Genomic DNA, 21511 nt, shown 5'->3' with positions numbered 1-21511 from the left:
CCGGAGTAATAAGTAGGAAATTAGGTAAAGTTTATCAGAATCGTTCAATATGTGTTTTGAGCAATTTTCTTGCAAAGTGAATACGACTTTTGATGGTACCGAGGGGTTCGTTCAATATTTCTGCGATTTCATGGTATTTGAACCCATCATAATACAGCAGGAATGGGTTCTTGAAAATTTCAGGAAGATTAAATATCGCCTCCTGCACTTCTTTCATATTGATGTTGGCAATGGCTTCATTTTTAACTGCACCCTGGTTAAGGTTGAGTAAAAAATCATTCGGCGTATTGTCGAACACTACAGATTGTTTAGACCTGCGGCGGTAATTATTGATAAATATATTCCGCATGATCGTATATAACCAGGCTTTGATGTTGGTGCCAACATTGTATTTGTCCCTGTTAGCAAGCGCCCTGTATAATGTTTCCTGGAATAAGTCTTTAGCAGCTTCATTATCACGGGTAAGTGTGGCAGCGAATGGCTTGAGGAATTCGGCGTTGTTCAGTAGCATCTGGTTAAACTCTATAGTCGACATAGCTAAAGTGTTTAATTTATTATACAATAAAATTAAACAAAAATAACAACGCCAGCAAAACTTTTGTTTAAATACTGATGTTAAAATGTTAAACAAAATAAAATTGAAAAATAATGCTTGAAAATGGGTTGCTATATTAGAATGGCATTAGAAAAATCAGGCGATTGAGGCGATATATTCCATTACATCTGTAAGGGAACGTTTAAGAAAGATGTTGGAAGGAACTTTCTTTTTGTATTGTTGTACCAGCTGGCCTGAAACAATCACAGGCTGATCTGGTATGCGGGCATGAAGTTTAGTAAGATACTTTTCGAAATTGAAGTTGATAGCTACGGAGGTAAGATGCATGTAGAGGTAATCGGGCTTTTTCAATTTGCTTACAAACTCAACATCTGTAAGAGGAACATTTGCGCCAACATACAGCACTTTTACACCGCGGCTCTTAAGCATATAATGCATAAATAGTAAACCCAGTTCATGGTGCTCGCCTTCAGGAAGGTATAGCATGACTGTTTTGTTTACATGCAGGTGCGTATTTGTATTCTCAATACCGGTGATTAACTTTTGCCGTATGATATTGCTTACCAGGTGCTCTTGGGCAGGGTTTATGTGATTTGTAACCCACAAAATGCCTATGCGCTCAAGAAATGGAAATATGATAAAAGTGATGGCTTTTTCCACACCGCGGGCCAGTATAAAGTTGTCGAGCACAACTTCAAAAGACTCCATATCCAGGTCTACCATAAATTGAATCAGTTCATTCACGATACGTTCCTGTTGTGCCTGCGCATTGGATAATGAAAGAATTTTTTCTTTCATTTCCACTTCTGACATGCGGTCTATATGAGAAATCTTATAGCCATACTTATTAAGCAGCGATATATTCAATACCGTTTTAAGTTCATTGGTAGTATAGTAGCGAATATTAGTATCTGTACGCTGCGGCTTAAGAAACGAATAGCGCTGCTCCCATATACGTATGGTGTGTGCCTTGATACCAGACAGGTTTTCCAGATCTTTTATGGTAAACGCATTCATAACTAATATTACAAATATGCAGTAAAATTGTTTAATTCTATTTATGTTTAACCTAAACAGAATTATTCCCGTGAGGCGCTGGACAAAATAGGCGATAAGATTGTGCAGGGCACCTCGTACTGCAGTCCTTTGACGGTTGCAGTAAACAGCCTGCAGCCATTACCCAGGTTAAAACCAGGGACTGGCAGCAACTGATCTTTGTAAGATTGTGGACGGGGAAATGCTGCACAGATATTCTGCTGTACAAGAGTGCGACGCAACAAAAGCTTAATGCGTGCACAAAAGCCGGGTACACCCTCTTTCTTAACAAACCTTTCAGCGGTTAATATTTAATTGATTTCGCCTTCTGCCAATAATTCCTTTACTTTTGCAAATTGCCCTTTTCTGAACGATGCACGTTCGGCACTTAATCAGACTTAGAAAGAAAATTTTAAACGGATAGATGGCTTTACCTCACTTAGTTAAGTACATATACAATAACGGCACAGATGAAGTTATACGCCGGGGAAAAAAGATACACGCAACCGGTAATGTAGAACTGGTGGAACATGATGACCTGCTCAGTGCAATCACTTTCCGGGTAAAAGATGATGCTTACGCTACGTATTACAAGGTTTACATCAACAAATTCAAAGATGCCAAAACACTTTCTATACGTTGCGGATGCCCTTATAACCTGGGTGAAATCTGCCGGCATGAAGCGGCTGCACTGTTTCAGCTACAGGAATTGCTCGACAAAAACCTGCTGGGTGAAAAAGAGCCGGAATATAACCAGCGCCACACAGTAATAAAGATGAAGCAGCTTGAACTTAAGCTGCTGAAGTTGCTTACATCTGCCGAATCTTATACCGAAGCGGAAGCATACCTGCGTAGTAATAAAGCCAATATTATTGAGGCTGCCAACGAGCGGGTGGTGGCAGAAATAGATTTTTATGGCATTACGTACAGGATTGTTATTCAAAAAAACGAGGAACGAAATTTTGACACGAGCTGCTCATGCAATGAGAATTCTTCTCACCCGTTATGCGTGCACAAGACAATTGTATTGTTACAGTTGCTGAATGCGTTTGGCCCGAATTATTTTGATACGATCAGGAATCTTGACAAAGAGAAAAACAAATTGCTGGCGCTTTACGGCTACACGCTCGAAGATGACATAAAAGGCAAATTTGAGTTTACGCTTAAAGATGGTAAACCATTTCTGCGGGTACTCGATACCAGCATCAAACGGGTGGTAGCGCCACCTCAGCCGCTGCGGCCAAAACCTGTAGAGCAGCCTGTTGTTGCGGCTGTATCTGCAGAAGCGACGGTGGAAACACCTGTTGCGGAGAAGCCCAAGGTAAAACTGGGCATTGTATTCAGCTATAATGCGCACCAATATCCCTATGTACAGGTAGATGCTGTGCAGGGAGAGCCGGATGACGATCTCTCTTCCTATGCTGGAAAAGTGGAAAAGCTTGACCTTACAAAATTCATCAATACAGAAATTTTTGATGAAAACGATAAGGTGCTTGTACAGCAACTGAGAAAACTGTTGCCTGGTGAAGTAAGCAGGTATTTAAACAGGAATTCGCCATTCAGCGGCATATGGGAAAACATTATACAACAACATGATGATGAACTGCCGGAAGAAACACGGCATTTGATAGGTGAATATCTGCATCCTAAATTCAAGAAACTTTTTGCCGACCTGGCAGATAACCAGTTTGTTTATTTTTTACCGCCGCGAAAAGCTTTCCAGGCTGCAAACCTGGAGAAAATCTCCTGTTTACCGGTGTTTCTTTCACCCGATTTTTCGGTAAAACAGGCAGACGCAAATTATGAAGTAACGGCTATGGTAAAACTGCCGGAGGGCCCGTACAGTGTGGCCGATAATGAATTGTCTTCTTCTTTTGCGTTTAAGTTTCATGATAGCCTGTATGTATGGCAAAAGCAGGAAGACCCAGTTTTGGTAGAGAAATTTTTGCCATCAGGCAAACTGCTGATAAGCAACGAGAACTGGAACAAACAACTGGTTGAATTCTTATTGCCGCTTTCCAGGGATTACAATGTGCAGTTTAGCAACGTGCAACGGGAGGAAATCAAAGATGAAAAACCGGAAGTTAAAATATTACTGAAAGAGCGTGGCGATTACCTGCTGTTTCAACCCATCTTCAATTACCGCGGTTACGATGTAAAACCAGGCGATAAAGAAAAGATCATTCTGCCGCTTACAGACAGGTTGTTGGTTATTCACCGCAATACGGTTGCAGAAAGTGAATTTATAGACAAGATCGAAAACCTGCATTCTTCATTCATAAGGCCGGAAGAGGGCAATACACTTGCGCTCAGGGGGTCTGATGTGCTGAAGAACAACTGGTTTTTTCTTTTTTCTGATGCTGTTAAGGATCTCGACATACCGGTATATGGGTACGATGCATTGAAGAATTTCCGGTTCAATACAGCCAGGCCTTCCACGAAAATTTATATCAGCAGTAATACCGACTGGTTTGATGCCAAGATCGATATTCATTTTGGTGAGCAGAAAGTAACCGTGGCAGATGTAAAGAAAGCGCTTGCCAACAAACAACAATATGTACAGCTCGAAGATGGTACACTTGGTATTTTACCCGAAGAATGGATAAAAAAGTATTCGCTGCTTTTCCGTGTTGGCGAAGGCAAGGCTTCGAATATGAAGCTGAGTAAATACCACTTCAGCATTATAGAAGAGTTGTATAACCAGCGCGATGAAGAAGAACTGTTTGTAAAACTCGAGGAAAAATACGATCGCCTGCGCTACAATCACTCCATAGAACCTGTGGAGCCGCCTGCGCATCTAAAACCTATTTTAAGACCATACCAGTCTTCCGGGTTTCAATGGCTGAATTATTTAAGCGAGGTAAACTGGGGTGGCATTCTTGCAGATGATATGGGTCTTGGTAAAACCATACAGGCATTGTCGTTCCTTTTTCACCTCAAAGAAAAACGTGGAAAGTTAAAAGCACTTGTTGTATGCCCCACCACACTTATGTACAACTGGGAAAATGAGATCAAAAAATTTACGCCAAACCTCAGCTATTACATTCACCATGGGGGCACAAGAACACACGAAACTTTGCTCGATAAAAGTATTGATGTAATTATCACCACCTACGGCACACTGCGCAGCGATATTAAACAGTTTGTGGACGTTGAGCTTGATTATGTTATTCTCGATGAAAGCCAGGCCATCAAAAATCCATCGAGCAAAGTAGCCAAAGCAGCCACACTGCTCAATGCAAAAAACAAGCTTTGTTTAAGTGGTACGCCTTTGCAGAACAATACGTTTGATATTTATGCGCAGATGAATTTTTTAAACCCCGGTATGCTGGGTAGCATGGAATTCTTCAAGCACGAATTTTCAGTACCAATAGACAAGTTTGGCGAGAAAGAACAAAAAGAACATTTGCGCAAACTGTTATACCCGTTCATTTTACGCAGAACCAAAGAGCAGGTGGCAAAAGACCTGCCGGAGAAAACAGAGATGATCCTGTTTTGCGAAATGGCCAAAGAGCAACGCGATATTTATGATGCATTCCGCAACGATTACCGCGATAAAATTCTTGGTGTGGTAGAAGAACAGGGCGTACAAAAATCACAGCTTACCATATTGCAGGGTTTAATGAAGCTGCGGCAGATCTGCGATAGCCCGGCCATCATGAAAGATGAAGAAAAGTTTCCCAACGTGTCTGTAAAGCTCGAAGAAATAGGAAGGGAAATAACTGAAAACATCAGCGATCATAAAGCGCTTGTATTCTCGCAGTTCCTGGGCATGCTTGCACTCATAAAAGAAAAGCTCAACGAGCTTGGCGTGGCTTACGAATATTTCGATGGCAGCACTTCTGCAACAGACCGCCAGAAAGCCATTGAACGTTTTCAAAACGATCCCGAATGCAGGGTGTTTCTTATTTCGCTAAAGGCCGGTGGCGTGGGTCTTAACTTAACCGCGGCAGACTATGTATATATTGTTGACCCATGGTGGAACCCCGCAGTAGAGCAACAGGCCATAGACCGTACACACCGCATAGGACAAACAAAAAATATTTTTGCCTACCGTATGATTTGTAAAGACACTGTAGAAGATAAAATTCTTTCGTTGCAGGAGCGCAAACGCCTGCTGGCAGCAGATCTTATAACAGATGATACAGGTTTTGTAAAAAGCCTTACAAGAGAAGATATCGAATACCTGTTCAGTTAAACGTCATTTATTCAGCATACATCCGGCAGCATTTTGTTGCCGGATTTTTTTTGTTACCGGCAGTAGCCCATGTGGCATCGCCTGTTGTGTCACTCACTTGTACGTTCCCGCTGTTGTGGCGGCTGCAGCGTTCCGGTTTTATTTCCGTTTGTTGTGCACACCATACTCCATGCTTATATTCCGGAGCCAAAACAAAGCGTTGCACAATATATTGCCGTTGTTTGTACAGGTGCGAACAGCTGCCATGAAAATAAAAAGCCGAAGAGTGCGACGCAACAGGCGATGCCATGCAATACCACTGCCGGCTACATCATTGTATGTAAAACTTTAGCGTGTGGCTACATAACATTTCTCTTACACATTAATCCATAAATTGTGCTTTAAAATTGTTGCAGATGAAAGGCTTTCTTATTGGTATGTTGTCCCTGCTTTGTATAACAACGGTGCATGCACAAAAATCGTTTTATGCAGAAACACCCGAAGCAAAACATTGGGTAGATAGTGTGTACAAATCATTGTCAAAAGAGCAACGCATAGCGCAGCTTATGGTAGTGCGCCTAAGCAGCCGCAACCCTGATGGCAGCGCCAAGTTTTACGATGAGAAAGTTACAGAGCAGATAAAAAAATACAATGTAGGTGCGGTGTGCTTGTTCCAGGGCAATCCTGTGGCGCAGGCTACGCTGGTAAACAAATACCAGCGAATGGCCAGAACACCTGTAATGATCTGCATAGACGGCGAAACAGGTGTGGGTATGCGCATGTACGACAGTGTAATGAAGTTTCCTGACCAGCTTACCATTGGTGCTGTAAATGATGCGGCGATCGTCTATAATGTTGGCAGGGCCATGGCCCTGCAATGTAAAAGAGCAGGCATACAGGTAGATTATGCACCTGTGGTAGATATAAACAACAATCCTGATAATCCTGTTATTGGTTTTCGCTCCTTTGGGGAAGACAAATACAAAGTGGCGCTGTATGGTACAAAGATTATGCAGGGCCTGCAGGATGAAGGTGTGATGGCAACTGCCAAACATTTTCCGGGTCATGGTGATGTAAGTGTAGACTCGCATTTTGATATGCCCGTAATCAACAAAAGCAAAGCACAGTTAGACTCGCTTGAGTTATATACTTTCCGGCAGTTGTTTGAAGCAGGTATAGGCAGTGTAATGATTGCACATTTAAGTATTCCTGCTATTGATACAACAGCGCACCTTCCTACATCACTCTCAAAAAATAACGTAACCAGTCTTCTGAGAAATGAAATGGGTTTTAAAGGCATTTCATTTACCGATGCACTGGAAATGCAGGGTGTGGCAAAATACTATCCCGCCGGCGAGGCGGGTTTTCGCTCTATACTGGCCGGTAATGATATGTTGTGTTTACCGGGAGATGTGCCCGGTACCATCAGGCGAATTCTTGCAGCCATTAAAAAAGGAGAACTTGACAAAGCAGACATGGAAGCAAGGGTAAAGAAAGTGCTGCTTGCCAAATATCACCTGGGTTTAAACCAGGTAAATACCATACCGCTTGACGGGCTTACAAACGACCTGAACAAAGATGTACCTGCACTCAGAAAGACGGTGGCAGAAAATGCACTGACTTATGTACATGCCACACAACCGGGATTGTTACCACTTGCAGGTAACACAAAGGTTGCATATGTGGCAGTTGGCGCCTACAAGCAAAACAAACTTGCTGCATTGTTAAAAGAAAACTTCAACGCCGATCTGTTTTATTTTGACTATACAAAAGACGACAACGATGCAGCAATGCTGGTAAAGGCACTGAGAGCAAAATATGATAAGGTCATTATTGGCGTGCATGGTTTGTCCAAATACCCGGCAAAACAATTTGGCATAAGCAACAGCGCAGTAAAGTTGGTAAGCGACCTTCAAACAGCTACTTCTGCGGTTACCTTATTGTTTGGCAACCCATACGCCGTTAAATACCTGTGTAATGCAACAGACCTTGCGGTATGCTACGAGGACGATGTAATATTTCAGCAGGCGGCATTTGACTGGCTTACGGGTAAGTTTACAGCAAAAGGAACATTGCCTGTAAGTGTTTGCCAGTACAAATATGGCACAGGTAGTCTTGTGGTTGAAGACCGGGCGTTGCCATTTACCACGCCAGCGGCGCTGAATATAAAAGACAGCCTTTTATACAAAGTAGATTCTATTGCCAATGCGGGTATTTTTAACCGTGCTTTTCCCGGCTGTGTGGTGCTTGCAGCCAGGGATGGCAAAGTCTTTTTGAATAAGGCTTATGGTTTTATGGCATACGATAGCCTGGAACCAATGAAAACTTCTACCATCTTCGATCTTGCTTCGGTTACAAAAATTTCCGCCACCAACGTCAGTATAATGAAGTTGTACGAAGAGGGCAGGATCGACCTGTTTAAAACACTTGGCGATTATCTTCCATGGGTGGCAACAACAGATAAGGCAAACCTGCAGCTTGCAGATATTTTGCTGCACCAGGCGGGGTTAAAAGCCTTTATTCCATTTTATGCCGAAATAACAGATTCGCTTACAGGTATTCCCAAGCCCGGCTTTTTTAAAGCAATGCCTGATGATACGTTTAATATCCAGGTGGCAGATACCATGTATATGCGCCACGACTGGCAGGATACTATGTTTGCCCGCATACTGCAAAGCCCACTCGGTACAAAAGGCAATTACATTTACAGCGACAATGATTTTATTTTTCTTGGAAAAATTGTAGAACAGGTAACCGGAAAACCGCTTAACGTGTACGTGCAGGAAACTTTCTACAAGCCCATGAATATGCAAACGACCGGGTTTTTGCCGGCCAACACTTTTGCCCTCAGCGGTATTGCACCTACAGAAAAAGAAAAGACTTTCCGGTTACAACAATTGCGCGGCAGTGTACACGACCCCGGTGCAGCTATGTTTGGCGGTGTGGCCGGGCATGCGGGCTTGTTTAGCGATGCGTATGACCTTGCGAAATTGTACCAGATGCTGCTAAATGGCGGCAGTTTTAATAATGTTCAATACCTGAAAAGGGAAACCATTGATTACTTTACAGCATACCATAGTGACAACAGCCGCCGTGGTTACGGCTTTGACAAGCCTGAAAAAGACAACGATAAGCGCAGGGAGCCTTACCCCAGTAAACTTGCAACCCCGCTCACCTATGGCCATACAGGTTATACAGGTACCTGTGTTTGGGTAGATCCGGCGTATAACCTGGTGTACATTTTTCTCTCAAATCGTGTTTTCCCTGATGGGGGCGTTAATACCCGCATCAGCCAGTTGAACATCCGTGGCGCTATACAGGATGTATTGTATCAAGCCATTGGTAAAAATGACCTGTAGTATGTGCGGCCTGCAACACAATTGTTGATGCCGGAGGTTGTATTGTGCTCATGCACTGTAGCTGCCCGTTGCTGACCATTCTCACATTTCATTAGTATAATACTCGTTACCTTTCAATAATGAATATTTATCATCCTTACGATGTACTGGCAGATACAGATGATTGTCTTCATATAAAAGAAAGTGCAGTGCGGGAAAGATCCCAATTTTTATCTGCAAGAGCATTGCCTGTTTTGCTCATTTTGTGCGTATGGTTTCTTTTACAGCAGGTAGGCGCATCTATACCCATGGGTTGGATATACGTGCTTGTTTTTTCTACACTTTTGGTTGCGGCATTATTGCTTTTCCGCTCTTACACAACAGAATTAAAGATCATACCCGGCAATGAGATTTTTTTTGTACAGCAATCTGTATTTGGTACAAAAGAGAAAAGAATACCCGCTGTTTCTGTGGTATCGGTAAAACTCCGGCGAAAAAAAGGGTTTTCAAAGGGTGCTTTTTTCAGTATTCATGTTAAACCGGGTAAAGAACATATACTCCTTCATATTCCTGCATCTTATATTGACGAACACCACCTGAGATTAATTACTGAACGATTGCAGGAATTGCTGCGTGTGCCTGTTTCGGCAGCATAGTTGCAGTAAGGGTAACTAAATCATTTGCATGACCTTTTTACAACATTCTCCGAAAGCTTTTTTGCTGGCAGTTTGTGTGGTGGCGTTGTTGTTTTCCTGTAATAATTCTGCAGAAGAACAGCAGGAGCAAAATGTAGCAGCTGCAGATTCTATAACGACCAATGAAAGCATAACACAGGAAGACAGTGTACTTTTTTTTGAAAACAAGGCCGATGCGTGGCTCGATCTCTCACTGAAAAACAGCGGCCAGGCATGGAACCGGTTTAAGCTGGATGAATTCTGGTACGAAGACAGCATTGCTGCAACGCCTTTTAAACCGGCGGCTGATTTTTATAAAAACTATGCACCATTGCTTAAATGGTCGCCAGACAGTGCCTACGTTCTTGACATTGGCAGCTATGGAAAAGTGCTGGTGAAAGATAAAACCGGGCAAATAAAAATTGAAGACGGCGAGGTTGACTCCAAAGCTTCCCTGATTGATGCCAAAGCCAATACTACGCAACAATTACTGTTCCTGGGTGCCGGCGGTACCATAATAGACGGCAAGTGGCTCAATGCAAACCAGTTTTCTTTATTAAGCGCATTTGATGAAAACAACGACCAGAAGCCGGATACGGTGCTATGGGTGGTTGATGTGAAAGAAAATTTTTACAGGAAGTACCGGCTTCAATAATGATCACTATCGCCCCATATTTATACTGCAGTTGCAGTGTGCGACGCAACAGGTGATGCCATACCCGCCACTGCCGGCCACATAAAAAATGCTGTTCTGCAAAAGATTGCTGCACAGCCTGTAACAGGAATAAATCTTTTGTATATTTATTTTATGGTATCTATAGCATTGTATAATTTAAAAGGAGGTGTGGGCAAAACAGCCGCCGCCGTAAACCTTGCTTATCTTGCTGCTGCAGATGGGTTGAAAACACTGTTATGGGATCTTGACCCGCAAGGTTCATCATCATTTTACTTTAATGTTGCGGCAGATGTAAAAAACGAAAGCCGTAAACTGCTTACGGGCGAATTGCCGGCCAAAGACGCCGTAAAAGATTCTGCATTCGAAAATCTCTGGATCATTCCATCAGACCTTTCTGCCAGAGACGTAGACATTGCACTCGATGACCTGAAGCAAAGCCGGAAGAAACTGAAGAGCGTTTTAAATACGCTGAAACAGTTTGATCTCGTTGTACTCGATTCGCCACCCGGTATATCTCTTTTGCACGATAATGTTTTTAACGCAGCAGACTGGATTTTGATGCCCAACATACCCACTACGTTATCTATACGTTCGTTTGAAACAGTTATGCAGTACTTCAAAGACCATGACCTGGATGCAGGCATTATAAAATGTTTTTTCAGCATGGTAGACCACCGTAAAAACCTGCACCATGAAGTAATGCAGGAGTTTTATAAAGACAAATTGTTTTTTAAAAATTACATTCCTTATTTAAGTGATGTGGAAAAAATGGGTACGCACCAGGCGCCTGTATTTGAATTTGCCAACAGCAGTTATGCCGCACAGTGCTACCGCGATCTCTGGAACGAAATAAAAAAGACCTGTCTCTGAAAGATTGAAACAACACCAAAAATTACGCATAAAAAAATTCTATGAACAGACATATTACATCGTGGTATAGCCCTGCCCTTGATAAAGAAATGCCCATTGCTTCTTACGGGCATTTTGGTTTTGCACTATTGCTCATACCAACCGCAGCAGCAGATTACCTGGAGTATGAGCGATTTCAGTTGATAGATGCTCTGCAACCACTCATAGATTCAGGCAAGCTCAAGGTTTTTAGTATAGACAGCATGAACAAAGAAAGCTGGATGAATAACAACATGCTGCCGGAACACAAAGCCATCAGGCAAAACCAGTTTAATGAATATGTGTTCAATGAAGTGATCCCGTTTATACGCAACAACACCAGTCCTGATACCTTTATCTACACATGCGGCGCATCTTTCGGGGCATTACATGCCATGAACCTGTTTTTAAAAAAACCAGATCTCATTAATGGTGTCATCAGTATGAGCGGCGTGTATGACCTTACAGAATATACCAAAGGGTATTGGGACGACCAGGTATATTTCAACAGCCCCATACATTACATACCAAATCTGAACGATCAGTGGTACCTCAATAAAATAAAAGCATCGCATCACATACATATTTATACAGGTAGCGGAGAGTTTGAAGACCCCGAAGCCAACAGAAGGTTTTCGCAGGTATTGTGGGATAAAGGTATATGGCACGATCTCGATATATGGGGCGCAGATATTAAACACGACTGGCCAACCTGGCGCGCCATGCTGCCCTACATCATCGATACAAAGTTTTAATAATAGCATAACCGCCGGCAATGCGGTAGTAATAATGATGTACTCAGCTGCATTGCTACTATTAAACACCTGTTGCGTCGCACTCTTGTACTGTATAACCCTGCTCTGCACTGTTGAACACCATTCACACGCATTTACAACTTCGGGTGTAAGTTTATATTTGAAACAAACCAATGATATTTTCTTCCATACAAAATAAAGCGCTTAGAATAACCGCACGTGTATTCGCAACAGCTATAGTGGTTCTGTTTGTTTTGCTCAGCGCAGTCAGCATATATATCAATGCCAATAAAAAAACTATTCTGGAAAAAGTTCATGCAGTAATCAGGCAAAACATTGCGGGCAGGTTAGAGTTAAAAGACATAGATGTAAGCACCATCAGCACTTTTCCCTATATAGCCATAGATCTCGAAGAAGTGCAATTGCTGGATGCTGTTTATAACAAAGCACTCTTGTCCTGCAAAACCATTTCCTGCCGTATCAATATTTTTAAGATTGGTGATATACAACACCAGCTTTCGAAAGTGGTAATGAAAAACGGGCTGGTTTCACTTTTTACTGATACTACCGGCTACACCAACTCAAGCATTCTATTCCGCCAACAGGCAAAAAAAACGCAGACACGCGGAGGGTTTGTGATAAAAACAGTGGCGCTTGAAAACATCGATTTTGGCATCAGCAACGAACAAAAAAAGAAAACATTCTCTTTTCATATTGAAGACCTCGATGCAGATCTTTCGCAAAAAGATTCCGGGCTATACATAAAAACACGGTTAGACCTTCTTGTAAAAAAAATGATCTTCAACCAGGCAAAAGGCAGCTACCTCGAAAACAATCCTGTAGAAGGAAAACTCGATGTTTTTTATAACAATGTTGCTAAAACGCTCACCTGCAGGGAAGGCAGGCTCGATATAAATGAACAGCCCTATAAAGTGAAAGCCTCTTTCAATTTCGGCAACGCACCCGCATTTAATATTGATATTACCAGCGATAAATTACTATACGAAAAAGGCATTGAAGCGCTTACGCCCAAACTGCGCAACCGTTTAAAGGCAATTACACTGGAAGAACCGCTTTCGCTGCATGTAACCCTTGGCGGCTTGCTAACACCAGGCAATATACCTGTGGCTTTGGCCGAGTGGGAAACAAAAAAGAACCGGTTTGGCAGCGGTGCAGTAATGTTTGATGACTGCAGCTTTAAAGGAAAGTTTACCAATAATATTTCAGATACATTACCGCACACAGACATGTATTCTATGGTTATGTTTGATACTTTTTTCGGTAAATGGCGCGGACTGGCATTAACAGGTAACAATATAAAGGTGAGCAATCTTGTAGACCCGCAGGTAACGTTCAGCCTCTCTTCGTCTGCTACGTTGCAGGAAATCGATAATGCCATTGGCTCAGAAACGGTAACCTTTCTCGAAGGTTCTGCAGGTATCAATCTTTCTTATGATGGTCCGCTTGTTGCAGACCCGGCCCAGCTCAGCAACCTTAATGCGGCCTTGCAGATAAAAGACGGTAAAATGCTTTATGAGCCCAAAAATGTAATGCTCGAGAAATGTACCGGGCTTATGGTAATACAGGAAAACGGGCTGATTTTTAAAGATTTCCAGTTCGATTTTAAACGAAACCATTTTACACTGAATGTAAAGGGAGATGAAATGGCCAATCTCTCAAAGAAGGTTAATCAAAAAGCCAACCTCGACTTCGATATACGGTCACCATATATTCATTTCGATGAAATATTTCAGGTAATTGCCCCTACACAAAAAAAGGCAGTAAAGAAACGTAAACCCCATTTTGCAGCCACTGCCAACAATGTAGACAACCTGCTCAATACGAGTAACTGGCATGTAAATTTTTATGCAGATAAAATCTCAAAAGGTAATTTCTATGCAGAAAAATTACAGGCAAATATCCTATTGCAGGAAGATAACTGGCAGATCAGTCATGTTTCTTTGTACCATGCAGGCGGCGCTATAACAGCAAAAGGGCAACTGTTGCAACGGTCAAACAAAAGCTCGCAGATCAATGCAGATGTAGCTTTGCAAAACCTCAATATTCAGCAACTCTTTTTCGGGTTTGGAAATTTTGGCCAGAACAGCTTAACCTCGGCCAACCTGCGTGGTGTATTGAATGCAGATGCCCGTATCAACGCTTCGGTGAACAATGCCGGTGCCATCATTCCCCGCTCCACATCAGGTTACATCAACTTTTCACTGAAAAACGGTGCCATTATTAATCATAAAGGGCTTGAAGAAATGAAATTGCTGTTTTTAAAAAACAGGGACATGAGCAACGTTCGTTTTGCGGAACTGAAAGACCGTATAGATATAAAACCGGAATACCTGTACATCAACAAAATGGAAATACAATCATCTGCTGTAAGTATGTACCTGGAAGGACAGTTTGATATTTACGCAAAAAATACAGATCTCATGATACAGGTTCCATTCAGCAATTTTGGCAAGCGTGACGAAAGTGAACCTATAAAAAATAAAGGCCTTGATGCTAAAACAGGTTTAAGTATCTGGATAAACGCAAAGAACAATGATTACGGAGAAATAAAATTCACACCTCGTTTTTCACGTAAAAAATTTAAGAAAGAAAAGAAAGAGCAGTAGGCTGTCTACAGTTCTCTTACATTAAGTGCATCCCTGAGCCCATTGCCAACAAGGTTAAAAGCCAGTACCAGCAACATAATAGCAATGCCGGGTTCCAGCGCCAGCATTGGATTGTTGGTAATAATAAAATTATAGTTTTCTTTGATCATAAGACCCCAGCTCGGCTGGGGCGGTTGTACGCCTACGCCTAAAAAACTAAGACCGGCTTCTATTACAATGGCAGACGCAAAATTACTTGCTGCAATAACCAGCACCGGCCCCATAATGTTAGGCAAAATATGCAGTACAATAATCCGCATGTGGGAAAAACCCAGTGCCTTTGCTGCTTCTACATACTCCAGTTCGCGTACCGCCAACACCTGGCCGCGTACCAGTCTTGCTACATTTACCCACATCGTTAGCCCAACAGCAATAAATACCTGCCAGAAACCTTTGCCCAATAATAGTGTAACAGCAAACACAAGTAATAATGTGGGAATACTCCAGACAACATTTATAAACCACATGATCACGTTATCTGTCATGCCTTTGAAATAGCCGGCCAGCGCGCCCATCACGAGACCTATGGTAAGCGATATTGCAACGGCTATAAAACCTACACTTAAACTAACTCTTGTACCTACAATAAGCCGGCTGGCAATGTCTCTGCCAAACTTGTCTGTGCCAAGAAGGAATTTTTGCTGCACTACCGGTGAGGGCGCCAGCGCGGTTAGTGGCAGGCTGAATTTTTCGGTAATACCATCATCAATAAATTTTCTGGCAATGATGCTGTCGGCAGTTTGTTTAAATGTAGTTACCGGAATAAAGCTGTATATATCACGCTGCCCGTTTATAAGTTTCTCAAAAAAATTTACCTGGTCATTTCCCGGTAAGTCTTTTTTTACCTGTACCAGGTGTATGGTAAAGCCGGCCTCCCTGTTGGCTATTTCAGGAATGATGCGGTTGGCATAAGGCGAATTATCCGGTGCTATAAAATAGGCAAATACAGCCATAAAAAAAGCAGTGATAATAATAAGCATTCCAAAAAGCGCCCCTTTATTACTGAGCAACCTGCTGGTAAATGCATTGGTGGATATGGCCGGTTTAAACATCAGGCGATAAATATACAGTAGTATAAACAATACGGGATTTTGGCACACACCATTATAGGATGATGCAATTGGTTTTTTGACATTGCACCCGGTTGGTTAACAGAGCGTGGTGTGCACATTGCTGCCACATGTACGGCAGATGAACGGAATGCGACGCAAGGGACGATGCCATGAAAAACGACAGCCCGTAACCAAAACCATAGCACAACAGGGGCGAAACATAAAATTTGGAAGCTAATTATTATTTATACTACATTTGCATTGGAAATAACACGGAAGAAGGGAACGAGATCGTTCCCTTCTCTTTTTATCATATGGCAACAGAGACTATAATACAGGAAATTGAACAATTAACGGATGCTGTGATTGCCGCAGAGCCGGAATTCTTCAGGGTGCATGTGCGAATTAAACCTACCAACAATATCAAAGTATTTATTGATGGCGATAATGGTGTATCCATTGAAAAATGTGTGCACTTTAACAGGAAACTTTATAAGCTGATTGAAGAAAAGGGCTTTTTCCCTTCGGGCGATTTTTCGCTGGAGGTTTCTTCTCCCGGTGTTGATGAGCCGTTAAAACTGCACCGCCAGTACAATAAGAACATCGGCCGGTTTGTAGAGGTAATGTTTTTGGATGGCACAAAAAAAGAAGGCAAACTGGTACAGGTTGCCGAGTCAGATATTATTCTTGAATTTATAACGGGTAAAGGCAAAAAAGCTGAAACACAGCAATTGGTAATACCATTTAATAATATAAAAACAACAACAGTTCAAATCAAATTCTAATTCCTACGAATTTCGCAAAACGAAGTTGGTAGTTAAACTCCCGAGCTATGGCTAGTATAAACCTGATTGACGCGTTCCAGGAATTTAAAGATGCGGAAAATATTGACCGCCCAACATTGATGAAAGTGGTGGAAGACGTGTTCAAAACATTACTCCGAAAAAAATTCGGCAGCGATGAAAATTTCGACGTTATCGTAAATGCTGAGAAAGGTGACCTTGAAATCATCCGCCGGCGTATGATTGTGGAAGACGGAGAAGTAATGGATCCGCTGGCAGAAATCGGTTATACAGATGCTACGAAAATAGAACCTGACTTTGAAGTAGGGGAAGAACTCTATGAAGAAATGGATATAATGGACTTCGGCCGCCGTGCTATTCTTGCCGCCAAGCAAACACTCGCAAGCCGTATTGGCGACCTGAAGAAAAATGTATTGCTTAAAAAGTACAGCGACAGGATTGGAGAAATTATAACCGCTGAAGTTTACCAGGTATGGAAGAAGGAAGTGCTGTTGCTCGACGAAGAAAGCAATGAGCTTATTCTGCCAAAGTCTGAACAGATACCGCAGGATTATTTTAAGAAAGGAGAAAATATTCGTGCCGTGGTAAGCCGCGTAGATATGAAGAATAATTCACCCGTAATTATTCTAAGCCGCACCAGTCCTGATTTTCTCGCTAAATTGCTTGAAATTGAAGTGCCGGAAATATTCGATGGCCTCATTTCCATTCGCAAAATTGTTCGCGAACCTGGTGAAAGAGCAAAGGTTGCAGTGGAAAGTTTTGATGACAGGATTGACCCTGTAGGAGCCTGCGTAGGTATGAAAGGCAGCCGTATACATGGTATAGTGCGTGAGCTTAAAAATGAAAACATAGACGTAATCAACTTCACATCAAACATACAGTTGCTGATACAGCGTTCGTTAACGCCGGCAAAAATCAGCTATATGGATCTTAATAACGACAGGAAACATGCTGATGTTTACCTGAAGGCAGACCAGGTTTCACTTGCAATCGGTCGCCGTGGTGTAAACATTAAGCTTGCCTGCGAACTAACAGGGTACGATATTGATGTTTACCGCGAAAATGAAACCGGTGAAGAAGAAGAATTTGATGTGGATCTTGAAGAATTTTCTGATGAAATAGAACCTTGGATCATAGACGAATTAAACCGCATAGGTTGCGATACAGCACGCAGTGTACTTAAACTTACAACAGAGGAACTCGAAAGAAGATCAGACCTGGAAAAAGAAACGATTATGGAAGTAAGGAGAATATTACAGGAAGAATTTGAGAAGGAGTAAGAAGCATTTATTGGCCAGGCTGTAGTACGCTATTCAACTTTTCTTGCGTCGCACTCTTGTACGGTTCGATCTTTGTTCAGCAATAAGATAACACAGTCATTGCTCTTTTGGTACATTTACACAATAAAAGACAATGCTGCATTACAAATATTCACAACATGCTGCAAACAGGGTTACTATTTGCAGCAACAAAGAATTAAGCATTTGAAGCCTCAAAAGGCAAAACATTAATAATACTGAATGTCTGAACTGAAATTACCCAGGTTATTGGCCGCCGCCAAAGAATTTAATGTTGGTCAGGATACGCTTGTAGACTTCCTGGCCAATAAGGGATTTAATCGTGATGAACTTAAGCCAACTGCAAAGCTTACAGAAGAAATGTACCTGTCTTTGCAGCGCGAATTTCAGGGCGATAAGGTGGCAAAAACAAAAGCTGACCAGATTGAAATACCTAAAGGGGCCGGTGGAGAGCGAAGGAAAAAAGAAGAGGAAGAACCGGTATTTAAAAAAGAAGAGCCGAAGGTTGAAAAACAGCCTGAGGTAGTAGCGCAGCAGCCAGCACCACCGCCTGCGCCAGTTGCAGATATACCTGCACCCGCACCTGCCCCGGTTGTAGCTCCGCCACCTGCACCTGTTGCAGAGCCCGAAATAAAACAGCCGGTTGTTGCAGAAATTACAAAGATTGAAGCACCGGAACTGGAAGGGCCTAAAACCTTAGGCAAAATAGATCTTGCAGCAATTGACTCCTCTACAAGGCCTAAAAAGATTGCTAAAAAGCCACAGGAAGAACCAGCGCAGCCACCGGTTGTTGAAGAAACGCCTGAAGTTGCTGAAATAGCAGAGGAAAAAGTTCAACAGCCCCAGCAGGTAGTGGCAGAAAAGATTGAAGAAGAAGCACCCGTTGCAGAAGCACAAGAAATAGATGAACCAGAAGACGAGCCTGCAGAAACTACAAGTGTAATCGAAAATATAAAGGCAGAAAAATTGGAAGGCCCTAAAATTCTCGGTAAAATAGAATTACCGGTAGATAACGATACAAGGCCTAAGCCTTCATTTCGTGGTAACGACGAAAAACGTAAGCGTAAACGAATTCCGATAGATAAAAAGAGCCCTCATCCAGGTGGTGGGGAAGGCGCAGGCGCTGGTGACCGTAACAGGGGTGCAGGCGCTGGCGCTGGTACCGGAGACCGCAACAGGCGCCCTGAAGGTGCGCCCAACCGCGAAAATCGTCCCGCACTGCAAATACAAAAAGTCGGAGATAGCCGTGGCGGTGCGCATCCGCAGCACGGAAGAGGTGGCGGTAACCGTAATGACAGGAGAGCCGGCGGAGGCAGAGATCACAGGCGCGAAGACAAAGAGATAGACCAGAAAGAAATACAGGAAAAAATAAGGGAAACACAGGCAAAACTGGCAGGTTCAGGTGGCCGTGGTAAGAGCCTCAAAGCCAAACATCGTCGTGAGAAACGCCAGGAAATGGCAGACGCCCAGGGCGATATGATGGACGACAACAAACTGCAGGTTACAGAATTTGTTACTGTAAGTGAGCTGGCAGGTTTGATGGATGTAAGCTTTACAGAAGTCATCAGTAAGTGTATGAGCCTTGGCATAATGGTTTCTATCAACCAGCGTCTTGATGCAGAGGTGATAGAACTGGTGGCCAGTGAATTTGGATACGAAGTGGAATTCACCAGTGTAGACGAAGTGGAAGAAGATGAAGAAGAAGATATCGACAGCCCGGAAGAACTGGTGCCACGTCCGCCGGTTGTAACAATCATGGGTCACGTAGACCATGGTAAAACTTCTTTGCTTGATTATATCAGAAGTGCAAACGTGGTTGCCGGTGAGGCTGGTGGTATCACACAGCACATTGGCGCCTACCAGGTTCAGATTGGTGAAGGTAAAAAGATCACCTTCCTCGATACACCGGGTCACGAAGCGTTTACCGCAATGCGTGCACGTGGTGCCAAAGCTGCAGACGTTGCAGTAATTGTTGTTGCAGCAGACGATGCAGTAATGCCGCAAACAAAAGAAGCCATAAGCCACGCCCAGGCTGCAGGTTTGCCCATGATTTTTGCCATCAACAAAATTGACAAAGACGGCGCAAACCCAACAAAGATTTACGAGCAGCTTTCGCAGATGAATATATTGGTGGAAGAGTGGGGCGGTAAATTTCAAAGCCAGGAATTATCTGCCAAGAAGGGTTTAAATGTTGATTTGTTACTGGAGAAGATATTGCTCGAAGCAGAACTGCTCGATCTTAAAGCCAATCCTGAAAAAGAAGGAGTAGGAACGATCATCGAAGCATCGCTGGATAAAGGCCGTGGTTATGTAGCCACTGTACTTGTACAAAATGGCACACTTAACCAGGGAGATATTATGGTGAGCGGCCAGTATTACGGTCGCGTAAAGGCAATGTTCAATGAAAGAAACCAGCGTTCAGAAGCTGCGCCGCCATCTTCACCGGTACAAATACTTGGCCTTAACGGTGCACCACAGGCCGGTGAAAAATTCAAAGTGTATGTTGATGAAAGCGAGGCAAAAGATGTAGCAATAAAACGTGCACAAATAAGCCGCGAACAAGGCTTGCGTGCAAGAAAACATATCACGCTCGATGAAATTGGCCGTCGTCTTGCATTGGGTAATTTCAAACAACTCAACCTGATCATTAAAGGTGATGTGGACGGTTCAGTTGAAGCATTGAGCGATTCTTTACAAAAGCTTTCTACTGAAGAAATCGTTGTGCAGGTTATTCTTAAAGGTGTAGGCCAGATCTCTGAAAGCGATGTTGTATTGGCAACCGCATCAGACGCAATTATTGTGGCATTTAATGTACGCCCGTCTTTGCAGGCTGCAAGACTTGCAGAAAACGAAGGTGTACAGATCAAGGCATACTCTATCATCTACAATGCTATCGAAGAGATCAAGAGCGCCATGGAAGGTATGCTTGAGCCTAAGATACAGGAGAAAATTGTTGCCAATGTGGAAATACGCGAAGTATACAAATTCGATAAAGCTACCGTTGCAGGTTGTTTTGTACTCGATGGCCGCATAAACCGTACAAACAAAGTACGTATAATCAGGGATGGTATTGTGGTATACCCTACAGGCGAAGGTGCAAGCGCAGAATTGGCTTCACTGAAGCGTTATAAAGATGATGTAAAAGATGTACTGGTTGGTATGGAGTGTGGTTTAACAATTAAGAACTACAACGACATAAAAGTAGGCGATATAGTAGAAGCATACGAAGAAGAAGAAGTAAAACGTACATTGTAAAATATACAGACCATACTTACATCAGCATGCATACCAATGCATGCTGATTTTTTTGTGCCAGCTTCACGGGAGTACGTTATTGAAATGTGTGACCGGCTGCAGTTTTCATGGCATCGCCTGTTGTGTCACTCACTTGTGCGGCTGGTTTTTTATGGCGGCTGCAGCGTTCAGGTAAGCTAACATTTCTCCATTGCAGGTCATATTTATTAATGGCAAAAATCTGGCTTGTAAATGTTGCCATACAGCTCTGATTATTTTGTAAAACGTGATTGCTTCGGTCTTCGCACTTGTTCAATTATATTTCCACAGTACAAGAGTGCGACGCAACAGGCGATGCC

Annotated in this window: 14 protein-coding genes; 10 read left to right on the top strand and 4 right to left on the bottom strand. The window is 42.7% G+C overall.

Going from position 1 to position 21511, the window contains the following annotated elements; all coding sequences use genetic code 11:
• Positions 1 to 34 precede the first annotated feature (34 nt).
• On the bottom strand, positions 35 to 535 hold the full coding sequence (locus tag I5907_RS05325; RefSeq protein WP_196989683.1) for an RNA polymerase sigma factor: 501 nt from the start codon (positions 533 to 535) through the stop codon (positions 35 to 37).
• Between the two features lie 156 nt (positions 536 to 691).
• A complete protein-coding gene (locus I5907_RS05320) occupies positions 692 to 1573 on the bottom strand; it encodes a MerR family transcriptional regulator (RefSeq protein ID WP_196989682.1) in 882 nt (293 codons plus the stop codon).
• Between the two features lie 442 nt (positions 1574 to 2015).
• On the opposite strand from I5907_RS05320, the gene I5907_RS05315 reads away from it, so the two are divergent.
• From I5907_RS05315 to I5907_RS05285, 7 genes are all read left to right on the top strand, one after another.
• Positions 2016 to 5789 carry an SNF2-related protein gene (locus tag I5907_RS05315; protein ID WP_196989681.1) on the top strand — a complete coding sequence of 1258 codons (3774 nt, stop codon included), beginning with the start codon at positions 2016 to 2018 and terminating at the stop codon, positions 5787 to 5789.
• A 395-nt stretch (positions 5790 to 6184) separates the two neighbouring features.
• Positions 6185 to 9127: a serine hydrolase domain-containing protein gene (locus I5907_RS05310; protein ID WP_196989680.1), complete on the top strand. Its 2943-nt coding sequence runs from the start codon at positions 6185 to 6187 to the stop codon at positions 9125 to 9127.
• 119 nt (positions 9128 to 9246) lie between these two features.
• Entirely contained in the window at positions 9247 to 9762 is a 516-nt protein-coding gene (locus tag I5907_RS05305; protein WP_196989679.1) for a hypothetical protein, read from the top strand.
• Between the two features lie 28 nt (positions 9763 to 9790).
• Positions 9791 to 10435 carry a hypothetical protein gene (locus I5907_RS05300; protein ID WP_196989678.1) on the top strand — a complete coding sequence of 215 codons (645 nt, stop codon included), beginning with the start codon at positions 9791 to 9793 and terminating at the stop codon, positions 10433 to 10435.
• A gap of 36 nt (positions 10436 to 10471) precedes the next feature.
• Complete coding sequence (locus I5907_RS05295) at positions 10472 to 11326, top strand: AAA family ATPase (RefSeq protein WP_196989677.1); 855 nt, start codon at positions 10472 to 10474, stop codon at positions 11324 to 11326.
• 41 nt (positions 11327 to 11367) lie between these two features.
• The gene (locus I5907_RS05290; RefSeq protein ID WP_196989676.1) at positions 11368 to 12099 is read left to right on the top strand and encodes an esterase family protein; all 732 of its coding nucleotides are present in this window, start codon (positions 11368 to 11370) and stop codon (positions 12097 to 12099) included.
• 173 nt (positions 12100 to 12272) lie between these two features.
• Complete coding sequence (locus tag I5907_RS05285; RefSeq protein WP_196989675.1) at positions 12273 to 14726, top strand: AsmA family protein; 2454 nt, start codon at positions 12273 to 12275, stop codon at positions 14724 to 14726.
• A 5-nt stretch (positions 14727 to 14731) separates the two neighbouring features.
• Here I5907_RS05285 and I5907_RS05280 read toward each other — a convergent pair whose 3' ends face one another.
• Entirely contained in the window at positions 14732 to 15847 is a 1116-nt protein-coding gene (locus I5907_RS05280; RefSeq protein WP_231401974.1) for an ABC transporter permease, read from the bottom strand.
• Positions 15848 to 16044: 197 nt separating this feature from the next.
• Between I5907_RS05280 and I5907_RS05275 the strand changes: the two genes are divergently transcribed.
• From I5907_RS05275 to infB, 3 genes are all read left to right on the top strand, one after another.
• A complete protein-coding gene (locus I5907_RS05275; protein WP_231401973.1) occupies positions 16045 to 16602 on the top strand; it encodes an LSm family protein in 558 nt (185 codons plus the stop codon).
• Between the two features lie 47 nt (positions 16603 to 16649).
• Positions 16650 to 17900: a transcription termination factor NusA gene (nusA, locus tag I5907_RS05270; RefSeq protein WP_196989674.1), complete on the top strand. Its 1251-nt coding sequence runs from the start codon at positions 16650 to 16652 to the stop codon at positions 17898 to 17900.
• Between the two features lie 240 nt (positions 17901 to 18140).
• Positions 18141 to 21173 carry a translation initiation factor IF-2 gene (infB, locus tag I5907_RS05265; protein WP_196989673.1) on the top strand — a complete coding sequence of 1011 codons (3033 nt, stop codon included), beginning with the start codon at positions 18141 to 18143 and terminating at the stop codon, positions 21171 to 21173.
• Between the two features lie 76 nt (positions 21174 to 21249).
• On the opposite strand, the gene I5907_RS05260 is transcribed toward infB, so the two are convergent.
• The gene (locus tag I5907_RS05260) at positions 21250 to 21414 is read right to left on the bottom strand and encodes a hypothetical protein (RefSeq protein ID WP_196989672.1); all 165 of its coding nucleotides are present in this window, start codon (positions 21412 to 21414) and stop codon (positions 21250 to 21252) included.
• Positions 21415 to 21511 lie beyond the last annotated feature (97 nt).

This window comes from Panacibacter microcysteis, from assembly GCF_015831355.1.
Taxonomy (GTDB): Bacteria; Bacteroidota; Bacteroidia; order Chitinophagales; family Chitinophagaceae; genus Panacibacter; species Panacibacter microcysteis.
This window is presented reverse-complemented; position numbering and strand designations above follow the sequence as displayed.

Bases quoted from the DNA above. Each gene is read 5' to 3' on its own strand.
- I5907_RS05325 (WP_196989683.1), bottom strand. From the start codon at position 535: ATGTCGACTATAGAGTTTAACCAGATGCTACTGAACAACGCCGAATTC.
- I5907_RS05320 (WP_196989682.1), bottom strand. From the start codon at position 1,573: ATGAATGCGTTTACCATAAAAGATCTGGAAAACCTGTCTGGTATCAAG.
- I5907_RS05315 (WP_196989681.1), top strand. From the start codon at position 2,016: ATGGCTTTACCTCACTTAGTTAAGTACATATACAATAACGGCACAGAT.
- I5907_RS05310 (WP_196989680.1), top strand. From the start codon at position 6,185: ATGAAAGGCTTTCTTATTGGTATGTTGTCCCTGCTTTGTATAACAACG.
- I5907_RS05305 (WP_196989679.1), top strand. From the start codon at position 9,247: ATGAATATTTATCATCCTTACGATGTACTGGCAGATACAGATGATTGT.
- I5907_RS05300 (WP_196989678.1), top strand. From the start codon at position 9,791: ATGACCTTTTTACAACATTCTCCGAAAGCTTTTTTGCTGGCAGTTTGT.
- I5907_RS05290 (WP_196989676.1), top strand. From the start codon at position 11,368: ATGAACAGACATATTACATCGTGGTATAGCCCTGCCCTTGATAAAGAA.
- I5907_RS05285 (WP_196989675.1), top strand. From the start codon at position 12,273: ATGATATTTTCTTCCATACAAAATAAAGCGCTTAGAATAACCGCACGT.
- nusA (WP_196989674.1), top strand. From the start codon at position 16,650: ATGGCTAGTATAAACCTGATTGACGCGTTCCAGGAATTTAAAGATGCG.
- infB (WP_196989673.1), top strand. From the start codon at position 18,141: ATGTCTGAACTGAAATTACCCAGGTTATTGGCCGCCGCCAAAGAATTT.
- I5907_RS05260 (WP_196989672.1), bottom strand. From the start codon at position 21,414: ATGGCAACATTTACAAGCCAGATTTTTGCCATTAATAAATATGACCTG.